We start from the raw sequence: 14019 nt of genomic DNA on the forward strand, positions 1-14019 counted from the left end.
GTGGTGCGCCGTAGCCCGCAAGCCCTAGCAGGGGGCCGCGTTGAAGACGGTTACGGCCTTGGTCTGGGTGAAGCCGAGCAGTTCGTCGAGGGATTCTTCGCGGCCGAGTCCGGAGGCTTTGACGCCGCCGTAGGGGACGCCGGGGAAGTGCTGGGAGGCCCCGTTCACCCAGACGAAGCCGGCCTCCAGGGCGACGGCGAGGCGGTGGGCGCAGGTGAGGTCGTTCGTCCACACGGAGGCCGTCAAGCCGTAGTCGACGGAGTTTGCCAGTCGGATCGCCTCGTCCTCAGTGCCGAAGGGCAGCACGGAGAGGACGGGGCCGAAGATCTCCTGGTTGGCGGCGTCCATGTCCGGGCGGACGCCGGTGAGCAGGGTCGGGGCGATGAAGTGGCCGGCGTCGAGGCCGGGCGGGCGGGTGCCGCCGCAGAGCGTTGTGGCGCCGTCCCGGCGGGCGCGGTCAAGGTGGTCGAGGACCTTCCGGTACTGGTCGGCCGACACCAGCGGGCCCACATCGGTGTCAGGGTCCAGGGGGTGGCCGACGCGGAGGGCGGTCATCCTGGCGCGGAGCCGGTCGGTCAGGTCGGCGGCGATGTCGCGGTGGACGAGCAGGCGTGATGTGGAGCCGCAGGACTGGCCCGTGCTCGCGGTGAAGTTCATTCCGCGCACGGCGCCGTCCGCCGCCGCTTCCAGGTCGGCGTCCGGGAACACGACCATGGCGTTCTTGCCGCCGAGCTCCATGGTGACGTGCTTGACGGCGGCGCGGGCGGCGTCCGCCTGGATCGCGCGGCCGACGCTTTCGCTGCCGATGAAGGCGATGCGGCGGATGCCGGGGTGCGCGCTGATCGCGGCACCGGTCGCGGGGCCGGCGCCGGAGACGACGTTCAGGACGCCCGGCGGGAGGACGTCCGCGAACAGTTCGCCCGTGCGCAGCGCGGAGAGCGGGGTCTGGTGCGCGGGCTTGACGAGGACCGTGTTGCCCGCCATGAGCGGGGCGGCGATCTTGCCGGCGGCGAACATGACGGGGTGGTTGAACGGCAGGATGCGGGCCACGACGCCGTACGGCTCGCGCAGGGTGTAGTGGAGGTGCTCGGCGCTGGCGGGGATGACCTCGCCGGTGAGCTGCAGGGCCCAGTCGGCGAACAGGTCCAGGGAGTCGGCGGCGCGTTCCACGTCCAGCAGCATCATCGGGTACGGGCTGCCGAGGTCGTGGACGTCGAGGCGGGCGAGTTCCTCCGCGTTGGCGCGCAGCACGCGGGCCAACTCGCGGACGGTCCGGGCGCGTGCGCGGGGGGCCGTCGCCCGCCAGCCGGGGGCCGCGGCGGCCGCGGCGCGGTAGGCGCGGTCCACGTCCTCGGCGTCGCCGTCGGGGACGTGCGCGAGGGGACGTTCGGTGCTCGGGTCGTGCGTGGTGTAGCGGCCGCCGCGGGCGGCGGGGACGAGATCGCCGCCGATCAGCAGCCGCCACGGGTGCGCGGAGATCGCCGAGGTGTCGTGGTCCATGGGGCCTCCGTTCAGCGGGCGGGCATCGGGGTCAGGTCCGGCGGCAGCCCCTCGTGGCGGTCCTGGACGATGTCGACGACGGCCGGTCCGCCGGCGGCCAGGGCGCGGTCGAGGGCGGGCCCGAGGTCGGCGGCGCGGGTGACGCGCTCGCCGTGCGCGCCGTTCAGCCGGGCGAACTCGGCGAAGTCGGGATTGTCGTAGAAGACCCCGAAGTAGCGTTCGCCGTGCGCGATGCGCTGCCGGTCGCGGGTGTTGCCGTAGGCGAAGTTGTTGGCGATCACGGTGACCACGGGGATCTTCTCCCGGACGGCCGTCTCCAGGTCCTGGGCCACCATCCAGAAGCTTCCGTCGCCGCTGACGCAGATCACCCGGTCGTCGGGACGGGCGAGCTGGACACCCAGCGCGGCCGGGAATCCCCAGGCCATCGCGCCGGCCGCCGAGGCGATGTGGCGTCCCGGCGACGCGAAGTCGACGTGCCGCCAGATCCAGGGCGCGAAGCTCGGGGCGTCGGCGACGAGGATCGCCGGGGTCCGGGCGAGCACGTCGCGCAGGGCCGCGGTCAGCTCGGCCGAGGAGATCGCCGACGAGGGGGGCGGGACGGTGAGTTCACGCCGGGCGAGGTAGTCGGTGCGCAGGCGCGACAGCCATTGCTCACGCGCCGCGCCGGGCGGTGCCTCCGCGTCAAGCGCGCCGGCGAGGTCTCGTGCGGCCAGGCCGGCGTCGGCCTGCAGTCCGACCTCGGGGACGTAGATCTTGCCGAGTTCGGCGGCGTCGATGTCCACGTGGACCAGGGCGGTCTCGGGCGACAGCAGCGTCCAGCGGGCGGTGGTGAACTCGGAGAACCGGCAGCCGAGCGCGACGACCGCGTCGGCGTCGCGCACGGCGTCCTGCGCGCAGCCGAACGCGCCGGGGCCGAGCGCCCCGAGGAACTGCGGGTGGTCGTTGGCGAACCTGTCCTTGCGCGACCAGGTGGTCACGACCGGGGCGCGCAGCCGCTCGGCCAGGCCGGTCACGTTCTCGTCGAAGGAGCGCACCCCGCCGCCGACGATCACCGCGGGACGTTCCGCGGCGGCCAGCAGCCGGGCCGCGTCCCGCACCCGCGCCGCGTCCGGTCGCGGCGGCGCGGGACGGAACCTGCGCTGCACCGGCACGTCGGCGGACGCCTTCAGGACGTCCAGCGGAAGCGAGACGACGACGGGCCCGGGACGTCCCGACACCGCCAGCCGGATCGCGCGCTGCAGCAGCTCGGGGATGCGCTCGGGACGGGTGATCTCCACGGCCCACTTGGTCACGGGCCGGAACATCGAGACCACGTCGAGCTCCTCGAACGCCTCCCGGTGTGCGATGCCGCCCGCGACCTGGCCGATGATGCCGACCACCGGCACCGACTCGTCGTACGCGGTGCCGAACGCGGTCGCCATGTTCGTCGCGCCCGGCCCTCGCGAGGCGATGCACACGCCCGCGCCGCCGCTCGCACGGGCGTAGCCGTCCGCGATCGACGCGGCGACCTGCTCGTGCCGGACCGACAGGTAGCGGACGGTGTCCTGGCCGGCCAGCGCGTCCAGCACGTCCATGATCGTCGTGCCGGGAATGCCGTACACCTGCCGCACCCCCTCGGCGGCGAGCGCCGCCACGACGAGCCGGGCCCCGTTCACGGTGATGTCCTCCGAACTAGATGACGATGAAGACCAGCCAGGTCGTCAGCGGCGCGACGACCACCATCGAGAATCCCCAGCGGACCAGGCCGCGGTAGAGCATGCTGCGATCGCGCTCGGGCGCGCTCGCGACGGTGAGCGCGCCCATGGAGGAGAACGGCGTCGCGTCCACCGCAGTGGCGCAGACCGCGAGCGCGATCACCATGCCCGTCTGCCCCACCCCTCCGGTGTGCAGGAACGGGACGGCCAGCGGGATCATCGCGCCGAGCACGCCGATGCTGGACGCGAACGCCGAGACCAGGGCCGCGATGAAGCACAGCAGGAGGGCGGCCAGCAGCGCCGCGTCGATGTCGGCGACGCTCTGCCCGATCCACTTCACCGTGCCCATCCGCTGCATCAGCTCGACATAGGTGACGATGCCGCAGATCAGCAGCACGGTGCTCCAGCTGATCTTGTCTTGGGCGCCGGCGCTGCTGCCGGGCAGGACGAGGTGCAGCGCCACCGCGGCGATCAGCGCCAGCATGCCGATGTCCTGGTCGAACACCAGCGCGCCGACCGCGACGGCCACGATGGCGGTCAGGGTCGCGGCGAGCGGCAGCGGCCGCGTCGCGGGCGGGGCCTCGGTCTTCTCCTCGACGAGCAGGCCGCCCGGCGCCGGCTCGGTCTCCTGCTGCGGGACGGCACCGCCCGGCCCGCCGGGTGCCGCGTCCGGCGCCGCCTCGGCGGGACGGGTGCGCCGGACGAGGTCGAGCCCGCCGAACACCGCGAAGCAGGCCGCGCCGAGCGCGATCGTGACCACGAAGTTGCCGAGCCAGAGCCAGCCCCGGCCGACGTCCAGGCCGTTGCGCTCCACCGTCCCGTTGACGATCACGCCGAGGACGTTCAGTGGCGAGAAGTTGCCGGAGTTGGAGCCGTTGATCACCATGAGCCCGGCGAGCCGCGGGTCGAGGCGGTGCCGGCCCGCCATCCGCACCGCGATCGGCGCCAGCAGCGCGACGCACGCGGGTCCCGCCGCGCCCGCCGTGGTGGGGATGGCGGCGACGAAGAACAGCAGCCACGGGATGACGGCCCGGTTGCCGCGCACGAGCCGGGCCGCGGACGTCACGATCCAGTCGATCGTCCCGTTGACCGTCGCGATGCCGAAGAGGTAGGTGACGCCGACGAGCAGGATGAGGACGTCCACCGGGAAGCCCTTGAGCAGGGTGTCGAAGTCCTCTCCGGCGGCGGTCAGGCCGAGCGCGAAGGTCGCGACCAGCGCGAGCGCTCCCAGGTTGACCGGGCGGAACGTCCCCACCGCGAAGACGGCGAGCAGCACGATCACGGACAGCACTTCGGTGGACATGTGACCTCCCAGCAGAGTGCGCCGACGCTAGAACGCACTCCACAGGTCTGTCAATAGTGACCTAAATTTCGAATGCCTCGCCGGACGGCGGCCGGATCGCCGCATCCCCGGCCGGGGCGGCGTCCGCGAGCCGGTCGACCAGTTCGAGGCCGCGCTCGGCCCAGGCGATCTCGGTCCTGGCCCGCGCGACGAGCCCGCGGTAGGCATGCACCTTGTAGGCGATGATCGCCTGGTGGCCCTCCTCGGGCGCCCGCTCCAGCCTGCGGCGCAGCAGCGCGGTGGCACCGCGCTCCAGCTCGTCCACATGCGCCTCGAACTGGTCGCGGAGCGCCTCGTAGTGGGCCCGGTGCGCGCGGAACTGGGCGCGGGCCTCACTGAAGCTCCCGTACTCCAGGTAGGTGGCCTTGACGTAGGCGGTGTCGCGCAGCGGCGGCGGCTGCTCGACCTCGCCGACCCAGCGCTGCAACTCCTTCGCGCCGGCCCGCGTCAGCGTGTAGGCGCGCTTGGTCGCGAGCGCCTTCTCCCCGCGCGGCAGCGTGCGGGCCTCGACGAGCCCTTCGCGTTCGAGCTTCCGCAGCTCGGTGTAGATCTGGGAGTGCTGGGCGTTCCACACGTAGGCGACCGACTGGTCGAACCACTTCGCGAGCTCGTAGCCCGTCATCGCGCCGGCCTCCAGCAGGGCCAGCAGCGCGTGCCGCAGTGACATCCCGGCATCCCTCCCGGCCCTGAATGTAGCCGCTGCCGGCGGCCGTCCAGGCCGCGCCCTGGACATTTTATGTCACTGTTGACCTATATTGCTGGGACCCGGCCCCGCTTCGCCGACAAGGAGTCCCGCATGTCCGCGCTCTCGCTGTCCTTCGCCTGCTCCGACTACGACCGCATGCACGCGCTGCGGACCGGACGCGTCCGGCCGGAGGGCATCGACCTGAACTTCCTGCCGCTGCCCGTCGAGGAGACCTTCTACCGGCAGCTCCGCGGCCACGAGTTCGACGTCAGCGAGATGAGCCTGTCGTCCTATCTGCTCACCCTCAACGAGGACGAGCCGCCGTTCGTCGCGCTCCCGGTGTTCCCGTCCCGCTTCTTCCGACATCAGTCGATCTACGTCAACGACCGCGGCGGCATCCGCTCCCCCGCCGACCTCGCGGGCCGGCGCGTCGGCACCCCCGAGTACCAGATGACCGCGACCGTGTGGCAGCGCGGAATCCTCGCCGAGGACCACGGCGTGCCCGTCGACGGCGTCACCTACGTCACCGGTGCGCTGGAGGAGCACGGCCGCCAGGAGAAGATCGCGCTGAACCTGCCGGAGCGCATCCGGATCGAGTCCATCGGCCCCGGCCAGAACCTTTCCTCGATGCTCGCGGACGGGGAGCTGGACGCGCTGTACACCGCCCGCCCGCCGTCGTCGTTCGGCCGGGCCCCGCACGTCCGGCACCTGTTCGAGGACTTCAAGGCCGTCGAGCAGGACTACTTCCGCCGCACCGGCATCTTCCCGATCATGCACACGGTCGTCGTCAAACGGGACCTCCACGAGCGGCACCCGTGGATCGCGCGCTCGCTCTACAAGGCGTTCGACGAGTCGCTCCGGATCGCCCAGGAGGACCTCCGGGACCGCAGCGCCCTGAAGGTCATGCTCCCCTGGCTCCAGGAGCACCTCACCGAGACCGTGGACGTGCTGGGCGAGCACGCCTGGGACTACGGCTTCGAACGCAACCGGCACGTCCTGGAAACGTTCGCGCGCTACTCCTACGACCAGGGGCTCGCCAACCGGCTGTGGGCCCCCGAAGACCTCGTCCTCAAGAGTGCCTCCGACTCGTTCCGCATCTGACCCGTTTCGCATGACCTGGCGAGCCGCGACAAGACTGCGACCTGACGCGGACGGCGCCCTGACACGGGGACGGCACAGTCGGCGCCATGACGATGGTTCAGCCGTCCAAGGCCACCGGCGCACCCGCCGGGCGCAGGCCGTATCTGCCCGCGCTGGACGGGTTGCGGGGTCTCGCGATCCTCGGAGTGCTGCTGTTCCACACCGGCCACCTGCCCGGCGGCTTCCTTGGTGTGGACCTGTTCTTCGCCCTTTCCGGCTACCTCATCACCGACCTGCTGCTGCGGGAGGCCGAGGCGAGCGGCACCGTGTCGCTGGTCGCCTTCTGGGGCAGGCGGGTCCGCCGGCTGCTGCCCGCGCTGGCGACCATGCTCGCCGGCGTCACCGTCCTGGTCTGGGCGGCCGGGCCGCCGGACATGGTGCGGGCGGCGCTCTCCGACGGCCCGTGGGTGCAGCTGAACCTGGTCAACTGGCACCTGCTCGCGGAGTCGGCCGGCTACTGGGACCGGTTCGGGCCGGGCCGGGTGTTCGAGCACCTGTGGAGCATCGCGGTCGAGGAGCAGTTCTACCTGGTGTGGCCGGTCCTCGTGCTGGTCATCGCACGCTGCGGGCGGCACGCGGACCGCTGGGTCGCGATAACCGCGGCGCTGGTGTCGGCCGGCTCGCTGGCCTTGATGATCATGCTGGTCGCCCCGGCGGACCCGACCCGCGTCTACACCGGCACCGACACCCGGGCGTTCTCGCTGCTGCTGGGCGCCTTGGTCGCGACCCGGACGGTGCGTGCCGTGCTGGCCCGTGCGACCGTCCGGTGGGCGGGTGCCGTGTCGGCGGTCCTGGCGGCCGGGATCGGCGCGGCCTGGTCGCTCGCCGACGGGACGACCTCGCTGTGGCTGTTCAACGGCGGGCTCTTCGCGCACTCGGCGGCCGCCGCGGTGCTGATCGGCCTGTGCGTCCAGGCGCCGCGGTCGGGGGTCGCGAAGGCCCTCTCCTGGCGGCCGCTGCGGTGGTCGGGACTGATCTCCTACAGCCTGTACCTGTGGCACTGGCCCGTCATCGTGCTGCTCTCCCCGGAGCGGACCGGGCTCGGCGGGTGGCCCTGGACGGCCGTGGTGTGCGCCGTGTCGATCGGCTTGGCCGCGCTGTCGAAGTACCTGCTCGAAGACCCGATCCGGTTCCGGGCCGGCTGGGCGAGGGGACGCGGCGGGCTGCTCGCGTTCGCGGCGCTCATGATCGGCCTCGCCGTGCTGTGGCTCGCGCTGCCCGCGCCCGCTCCGGCCACCATCGACATCGGCGAGCTGGACTGATCACTTGATGAGCGGGCAGGTCCGCTGCTTGCCCGACTCTGGCGTGTCCTGGGTGAAGCCGATCCGCACCTTCATGCCCCTCGGCCCGCCGCCCTGCACATGGACGGCCAGCGCCGTGCACACGATCTGGTCGATGCCCAGCGGGGTCACGTCCTGGGCCGTGAACGGCACCCGGAGGAGGATCACGCCCGCGGTGCTGGTCACCACCACCCGCTTCGGCGTGACCGGTGCGATCTCCGTGCGCAGGCTCGACTCGCCGGGCCCCCACAGCAGCAGCTCCATCGCCTCCGGGATCGTGCCCAGGTGGTCGGTCCGCCTGAGCCGCGGGGTGAGGTCGCCGTGCGCGTCGATGAAGTACAGCGTCACCCCGCGCGTCACGCCCGTCGGAGCCTCGCCGCCACCGGTCACACCGGAAGGCTGGATCCCGCAAGCGGTCAGCAGCAGGACCGCCAGCACCGGCCAGATCCGCTTCACCTGTCCTCCACATCCCGTGGCAGCCGCACGGTGAAGCGCGCTCCCCCGCCGTCGGCGTTGCCCGCGGTGATGTCGCCTCCGTGCAGGTGGACGTTCTCAAGCACGATCGCCAGGCCGAGCCCGCTTCCCGGCGTGCGAGTGCGGGCCGCATCCGCCTTGAAGAAGCGGTCGAAGACATGGGGCAGCACGTGCTCGGGCACGCCCGGTCCCCCATCGGTGACCTGGATCCGCACCTGGTCGCCGGACGCCGACACGTGCACGCGCACCGGCGGTTCGCCATGCCGCAGCGCGTTGCCGACCAGGTTCGCCACGATGACGTCCAGCCGCCGCCGGTCCAGCCGCAGCAGGAGGCCGTCCGGTGCCTCCAGTTCGACCCGGTCCAGCCAGCCCCGGGCACGCAGGCAGTCCCGCAGGGCGCCGGCCACGTCGACCTCGTCCACCCGCAACCGGGCGGTACCGGCGTCGAAGCGGGACACTTCCATAAGGTCCTCGACGAGGCGGACCAGCCGGTGGGTCTCGCTGATCGCCAGCTGCGAGGACTCCCGGGCGTCCGGCTCCATCCCGTCCGCCGCGGCCGCCAGCACGTCCACCACCGCCGCCAGCGTGCTCAGCGGGGTGCGCAGCTCATGGGAGGCGTCGGCGGCGAACCGCTTGGCGTCGGCCTGCATCTTCCGCATCGCGGCCATCGACGCCTGCAGCGAGTCGGCCATCTCGTTGACGGTCACGGTGAGCTCGGCCAGCTCGTCCGCGCCCTGGGGCGGCGAGCGCGCGCCGAGGTCGCCGGCCGCCAGCCGGCGCGCGGTGTCGCGCAGCTCCCGGACCGGGCGCAGGACGCTGCGCGCGGCCAGCAGCGCCAGCAGCGCCGCCAGCGGCAGCGCCAGCGCGGCGGTGCCGGCCGCGGACCTGGCGAGGCCGTCGACCTGCCGCTCGACACCGCTGAGGTCGCGCGCGGTGTACACCTCGATGCCGGACGGGGTGCGCGCCCCGTCCGGCGCGGTGATCACGATGGGCGTGCCGATCAGCAGCCACGGCCGGCCCTGCGCGGTGATCCGCTGCGTGACCAGCCGGTTCCGGGCGCGCACGGCGGAGCGCAACGCGCCGGTCACCGGCTCGACGCCGGTGCCGTCGGCGGACCGCAGGCCGCGGTAGGTCACCAGCGTGTGCACGCCGACCGCGGCGCGCAGCCGGTCGAGAGCTCCCTGATCCGGCGGATAGGTCAGTTGAGGGGTGATCGCGCCGATCTGGCCGGCGACGGCCGCGGTGAGCCGCTGCTGGGTCGAGGTGACCAGCGCGTTCCGCGCCGACCGGGCGCTCGACCAGGCCGCGGCGGCGGCGCCGAGCACGGTCACCAGCACGACGGCGACCAGGAGCCGGGCGCGCAGCCCGCGCGGCCACAGCCGTCCGGTCATACCGGTCCGAACCGGTAACCGAACCCGCGCACGGTCTGGACGTACTCGGGGCTCGACGGATCGGCCTCGACCTTCGCGCGCAGCCGCTGCACGCAGTTGTCGACCAGCCGGGAGTCGCCGAGGTAGTCGTGCTCCCACACCTCCTCCAGGAGCCGCTGCCGGCTGAACACCCGGCCCGGGGCCCGGGACAGGGTCAGCAGCAGCCGCAGCTCGGTCGGCGTCAGCAGCACCGGCTCGCCGCGCAGCGACACCGTCAGCGCCGCGGTGTCGATGCGCAGGTCGCGGTGCGCCCGCACACCGTCGGGGTCGCCGACGCTGCGGCGCAGCACCGCGCGGATCCGCGCGTCGAGGACGGTGGGCTGCGCCGGCTTGACGACATAGTCGTCCGCGCCCGCCTCCAGGCCGCCGACGACGTCGAAGTCGTCGGCGCGCCCGGTGAGGATGATCACGGGGACCCGGCCGGCCGACCGGATGCGGCGGCACACCTCCAGCCCGTCGATGCCGGGCAGCATCAGGTCGAGCACCACCAGGTCGGGCGGGGACGAGCGCATCTCGCGCAGCCCGTCCTCGCCGGTGTCGGCCGTCCGGACGTCGTGGCCGTGTCCGCGCAGCGCGAGCTGGAGCCCCCGCCGGAGCAGGGGATCGTCCTCGATGAGCAGAATCGCGGCCACTCGCCCAGTATGGCCAACGCCGGTTCCGGATCCGGGCCGCCGCCGTCTCTTGCGACACAACGGCGACATGGCGGTGGCGGCCCCGGGACACGGCGGCGGCACCGTCGACACCATGATCAAGACACGAAGCCTCATCCTCGGCCTGACCGCGCCGCTGCTGCTGACCGCGGCCTGCTCCGCCCAGTCCGCCGCGACCGATTCGGGCACGACCATGACCGTCTCACCCGCCGGGAAGGGCCTGTCCAAGGTGCTCTTCCTGGGCGACTCCATCGCGGTGGGCGAGGCGCTGCCCCTGGCGGCCGCGTTCAAGGCCGGCGGCGTCGGATTCCGGTCGAACGCCTCCGAAGGCGGCGGGAACGTCGTCGGACCGTTCTCAGACAAGAACTGGAAGAAGCTGCCCGGGCAGATCACCGCCGCCAAGCCGGCCGTGGTGATCTACCAGCTCACCACCTACGACTGGGGCAGCGCACAGGAGCAGCGAGCGGCCTACGGCAAGCTGCTGGCCACGGTGACCAAGGCCGGCGCGGAGCTGGTCTTCGTCACCGCGCCCCCGATCAAGGCCGACGACTTCTACAAGCCGCACCTGGCCGACCTGCGCCGCGCCCCCGGCGTCGCCCGCGCGGTCGCGTCCGCCTCCGCGGGCAAGGCCCGCTTCCTCGACGCCGGCGCCGTATGGGGCGGCACGTACCAGCAGGTCAAGGACGGCAAGGCCGACCGCAGCGCCGACGGCATCCACACCTGCCCGCAGGGCGCGGCACGCTTCACCGGCTGGCTGCTCCGCGAACTGGCGAAGCTGTTCCCCGGCTTCTCCCCCGCGGACCCGAAGTCCTGGGCCAACACCGGCTGGTCCGGGGACAAGCACTTCAAGGGCTGCTGACCGCTTCGCGGCCGGTCGGTCAAGCCCCTCGCCAGATGTCGCACATCGACGATAGGATCGAACATATGATCGAATCCCGGCCGAGGGGTTCCCGGGCCGGGAGGGACTCCGACGTTAGGCGGATATGCCGATGGTGTTGTCATCCGAGGTGCTCCCGGCCGCCGTCCGAGCGATCGACGGGGCGCCGTCGCGCCAGCGCCCCGTCGTCCTGATCACGTGCGGTGCCGACGGGGCACCGCGGGCCTGCGTGCCGGACTGGGGAGAGCTGCGCGTCGTCGACGAGCGGCGGCTGCGCGTGGCGATCTGGCCGTCCGACCCCACCGCGGTCAACCTGGACCACGACGCGCCCGCCCTGCTGATCGTCACCGCGCTGTCCGACGTCTACCTCGTGCACGCCACACCGCGCCGCCTCGTCGACGCCGCCATGGTGTGGGCCCACTACGAACTCACGATCACCTCAGCCCACATCGCCGACCGCGGCACCACCCCACCCCCACACCTCGACACCGATGTCCTGGCACAGCGGGCACCGAAGGCGGACGCCATGTTCGACGAAGACGAGGGCGCCCCTCTGACCCCGGCATCGGTGCTCAACTCGGTGATCTCCCTAAGCCCCATCTCCAGACTGTGGAAGGAGGGGATCGCCTCGATGCGCCGGAGCACACGAACGTAGGCGGGTGTGCGGTGGCCGGTTCTATGACGGGGAAGGAGGGTGGGTTCGGACGGCCTGGAGGGCGGTTAGCGTCCATTGGCCTATCTGGGTCGCGGTGCTGTAGAGGCGTTCCCAGCCGTCGAAGAGACCGTCGTTGTCGAGCGGCTTGGGGATCCGGTTCTCGAAGCGCACCTCCATCAGGAGGTTGACGGTGCGGCTGACCACGGTGGCACGGTGCACGCGGCCCTTCTCGTCGACCGTGCCGATCTTGTAGGCCTCGTCGCCGGCGCCGTCGCTGATCGCTTCGGGCCGCGGGGATCTGGTGTCGGTGTACTGGCCCTGCCGGGCGTCGCCCTCCAGCTTGTTGAAGGCGCTGACGGCGACCACGACGGCATCCTCCGGAGAGGTGCCCTCGGCGACGCGCACCCTGACCGTCGCGCGGGATTCGCGACCGCCCGGCGCGCCAGGGTCGTCCCAGGTGCACGACTGCTCGGCGGGGCCCTGGGCGAAGTAGTCGTTGGCGGGATTGGTGAGCTTCACCGTGGGCGGGGCGGCGGCCGGTGAGGCGACGTAGCGGCCTATCTGGTCGGCTTTGAGGAGACCGCACACCGGGGGTACGGCGGCGAACGTCGGGGCGGGTGTCCAGGCCGCCGGGCGCTCCTCGCTGCCGCCGTGCGTCATCGCGAGGGCCGCCGCACCAGCGATAAATAGCGCCGCCGCGGCGGCGCTCGCGCCATGCCACCGGCGGAAGCGCCGCCGTAGGGGCGGTCCAGGCGCGGCACCGCGAGAACGCCACCGCGGGGCCAGCGCGGGCTCGGCACCACGAGAGCCCCGCCCCGGGGCCGACGCGGGCTCGGCACCGCCGGAGCGCCACCACGGGGCCGGCGCGGGCTCGGCGCCGCGAGAGCGCCACCACCGGGCCGACGCGGGCGCGGCACCGGCGCCGCGGGAGCGCCGCCCCCGGGCCGGCGCGGGATCGGCGATCGCGCGGAGTTCACGGTGCGCGAGGGCGGCGGCGGGGCGGCGGTCCGGGTTCTTGTCGAGGAGGCGGAGCAGCAGCGGGGTCAGGGGTCCGGCCAGCCGGGGCGGCGCCGGCGGCTCGGTCAGCACGGCGCCGAGCACGCCCAGCGGCGTCGACCGGCCGAACGGCGGGCGGCCCTCGGTCAGCGCGTACAGCGTGGCTCCGAGCGACCACAGGTCGGACGGCGGCCCGCCGGGCTCACCGCGGACGCGTTCGGGAGCCATGTAGGCGGGCGAGCCGATCAGTGCGCCCGGACGGGTGAGCGAGGCGTCGCCCGCGAGCGCGGCTATGCCGAAGTCGGTGAGCACCGCCCGGCCGTCGTCGCGCAGGAAGATGTTGGCCGGCTTCACGTCGCGGTGCAGGACGCCCTGCTCGTGCGCCGCGCTCAGGGCGTCCAGCATCTCGATCCCGAGGACGGCGGCACGCCGCGGGTCCAGCGGGCCGTCGTGCTTCAGGACCTGGTCCAGCGACCGGCCGGACAGCAGTTCCATCACGATCCACGGCCGCCCGTCGGCGTGCACCACGGTGTGGACGGTGACGATGCCGGGATGCCGCAGCCGGGCCGCGGCGCGGGCTTCGCGCAGCGCCCGCTGCACGGCCTGCTCGCGCCGGGCCCCGCTGATCTCGGGCGGCAGGGTCAGCTCCTTGACCGCCACGTCGCGGCCCAATTCCTCGTCGCGCGCCCGCCAGACCGTGCCCATGCCGCCGCTGCCGAGCCTGCCGCCCAGCCGGTAGCGCCCGTCCAGCGGCTCGGGCGGGCTCACCGGCCGCCCTGGAGTCCGGCAAGGGCACCGGCCACGAACGTCCCGGCGCGCCGGGCGCCGTTGACCGCCGCACCGCGACCGGCCTGGTAGTCGATGTACACGACGACGTTGCCCTTCCGGACGACCAGGGTCGCCAGGTCGAAGGCGGTGTCGATGCCGCCCATGGTGTAGTAGTACGCCCGGTCGCCGACACCGGTCAGGACCCTGGGCGGCGTGAGCGCGGCTCTCGCCTTCCGCTGCGGAAGGCCGGGGAAGGGGAAGTCCCAGTCCTGAGTGACCGGCGTGGGCTGCATTCGGGCTTGTTCGGCGAGTTCGTCCGTCACGTACCGGTTCGCCTCGGCCACCGAGCCGTACACCCTGGGCATGTAGACCTGCAGCCTGGCCGGCACCTTCCACGCCTCCCACAGGCAGTGCCGTCCCTCGGGCCGGACGTCCTTCGTGATCCAGCGACCTTGGGCGCCGGTGACGAGGCTCGCCGTGTCCTTCGCGGTGACCAGCGTGCAGGGGTTCGGCGGCGAGGTCAGCAGG

At 72.9% G+C, this 14019-nt stretch carries 13 protein-coding genes; 4 read left to right on the plus strand and 9 right to left on the minus strand.

Features of this window, described 5'->3' with window-relative positions:
* Positions 1–24 precede the first annotated feature (24 nt).
* From E1293_RS34895 to E1293_RS34910, 4 genes are all read right to left on the minus strand, one after another.
* The gene (locus E1293_RS34895) at positions 25–1500 is read right to left on the minus strand and encodes an aldehyde dehydrogenase family protein (protein WP_132202309.1); all 1476 of its coding nucleotides are present in this window, start codon (positions 1498–1500) and stop codon (positions 25–27) included.
* An 11-nt stretch (positions 1501–1511) separates the two neighbouring features.
* Complete coding sequence (locus E1293_RS34900) at positions 1512–3155, minus strand: thiamine pyrophosphate-binding protein (RefSeq protein WP_132202311.1); 1644 nt, start codon at positions 3153–3155, stop codon at positions 1512–1514.
* 16 nt (positions 3156–3171) lie between these two features.
* Complete coding sequence (locus tag E1293_RS34905) at positions 3172–4497, minus strand: SLC13 family permease (protein WP_132202313.1); 1326 nt, start codon at positions 4495–4497, stop codon at positions 3172–3174.
* A gap of 61 nt (positions 4498–4558) precedes the next feature.
* Complete coding sequence (locus E1293_RS34910) at positions 4559–5203, minus strand: PadR family transcriptional regulator (RefSeq protein ID WP_132202315.1); 645 nt, start codon at positions 5201–5203, stop codon at positions 4559–4561.
* Positions 5204–5332: 129 nt separating this feature from the next.
* Between E1293_RS34910 and E1293_RS34915 the strand changes: the two genes are divergently transcribed.
* Both E1293_RS34915 and E1293_RS34920 read left to right on the plus strand, forming a co-directional pair.
* Positions 5333–6322, plus strand: a complete 990-nt coding sequence (locus E1293_RS34915; RefSeq protein WP_132202317.1) for a substrate-binding domain-containing protein — start codon at positions 5333–5335, stop codon at positions 6320–6322.
* 86 nt (positions 6323–6408) lie between these two features.
* Positions 6409–7623, plus strand: coding sequence for an acyltransferase family protein (locus tag E1293_RS34920; protein WP_132202319.1), 1215 nt, complete (start codon positions 6409–6411; stop codon positions 7621–7623).
* Here E1293_RS34920 and E1293_RS34925 read toward each other — a convergent pair whose 3' ends face one another.
* Genes E1293_RS34925 through E1293_RS34935 form a run of 3 tightly spaced genes read right to left on the minus strand, consistent with a single transcriptional unit; the run spans position 7624 to position 10177 of the window.
* On the minus strand, positions 7624–8097 hold the full coding sequence (locus tag E1293_RS34925; protein WP_132202321.1) for a hypothetical protein: 474 nt from the start codon (positions 8095–8097) through the stop codon (positions 7624–7626).
* Positions 8094–9506, minus strand: a complete 1413-nt coding sequence (locus tag E1293_RS34930; protein ID WP_132202323.1) for a sensor histidine kinase — start codon at positions 9504–9506, stop codon at positions 8094–8096. Before E1293_RS34930 ends, E1293_RS34925 begins: the two co-directional genes overlap by 4 nt.
* On the minus strand, positions 9503–10177 hold the full coding sequence (locus E1293_RS34935) for a response regulator transcription factor (RefSeq protein WP_132202325.1): 675 nt from the start codon (positions 10175–10177) through the stop codon (positions 9503–9505). Before E1293_RS34935 ends, E1293_RS34930 begins: the two co-directional genes overlap by 4 nt.
* 112 nt (positions 10178–10289) lie before the next feature.
* Here E1293_RS34935 and E1293_RS34940 point away from each other — a divergent pair, with 112 nt between their 5' ends.
* A complete protein-coding gene (locus E1293_RS34940) occupies positions 10290–11054 on the plus strand; it encodes an SGNH/GDSL hydrolase family protein (RefSeq protein WP_207939268.1) in 765 nt (254 codons plus the stop codon).
* 130 nt (positions 11055–11184) lie between these two features.
* Positions 11185–11727 carry a hypothetical protein gene (locus tag E1293_RS34945; protein ID WP_132202329.1) on the plus strand — a complete coding sequence of 181 codons (543 nt, stop codon included), beginning with the start codon at positions 11185–11187 and terminating at the stop codon, positions 11725–11727.
* 21 nt (positions 11728–11748) lie between these two features.
* Here the strand turns inward: E1293_RS34945 and E1293_RS34950 are convergent, their stop codons facing one another.
* Positions 11749–13491 (minus strand): serine/threonine-protein kinase, encoded by a 1743-nt coding sequence (locus E1293_RS34950; protein ID WP_165978533.1) that lies wholly within the window; start codon positions 13489–13491, stop codon positions 11749–11751.
* A partial coding sequence (locus tag E1293_RS47920; protein WP_165978534.1) for a hypothetical protein occupies positions 13488–14019 on the minus strand: 532 nt, incomplete at its 5' end. The genes E1293_RS47920 and E1293_RS34950, both read right to left, overlap by 4 nt.

The organism is Actinomadura darangshiensis, from assembly GCF_004349235.1.
GTDB classification, from domain to species: Bacteria; Actinomycetota; Actinomycetes; order Streptosporangiales; family Streptosporangiaceae; genus Spirillospora; species Spirillospora darangshiensis.

Bases quoted from the DNA above. Each gene is read 5' to 3' on its own strand.
- E1293_RS34895 (WP_132202309.1), bottom strand. From the start codon at position 1,500: ATGGACCACGACACCTCGGCGATCTCCGCGCACCCGTGGCGGCTGCTG.
- E1293_RS34905 (WP_132202313.1), bottom strand. From the start codon at position 4,497: ATGTCCACCGAAGTGCTGTCCGTGATCGTGCTGCTCGCCGTCTTCGCG.
- E1293_RS34910 (WP_132202315.1), bottom strand. From the start codon at position 5,203: ATGTCACTGCGGCACGCGCTGCTGGCCCTGCTGGAGGCCGGCGCGATG.
- E1293_RS34915 (WP_132202317.1), top strand. From the start codon at position 5,333: ATGTCCGCGCTCTCGCTGTCCTTCGCCTGCTCCGACTACGACCGCATG.
- E1293_RS34920 (WP_132202319.1), top strand. From the start codon at position 6,409: ATGACGATGGTTCAGCCGTCCAAGGCCACCGGCGCACCCGCCGGGCGC.
- E1293_RS34930 (WP_132202323.1), bottom strand. From the start codon at position 9,506: ATGACCGGACGGCTGTGGCCGCGCGGGCTGCGCGCCCGGCTCCTGGTC.
- E1293_RS34940 (WP_207939268.1), top strand. From the start codon at position 10,290: ATGATCAAGACACGAAGCCTCATCCTCGGCCTGACCGCGCCGCTGCTG.
- E1293_RS34945 (WP_132202329.1), top strand. From the start codon at position 11,185: ATGGTGTTGTCATCCGAGGTGCTCCCGGCCGCCGTCCGAGCGATCGAC.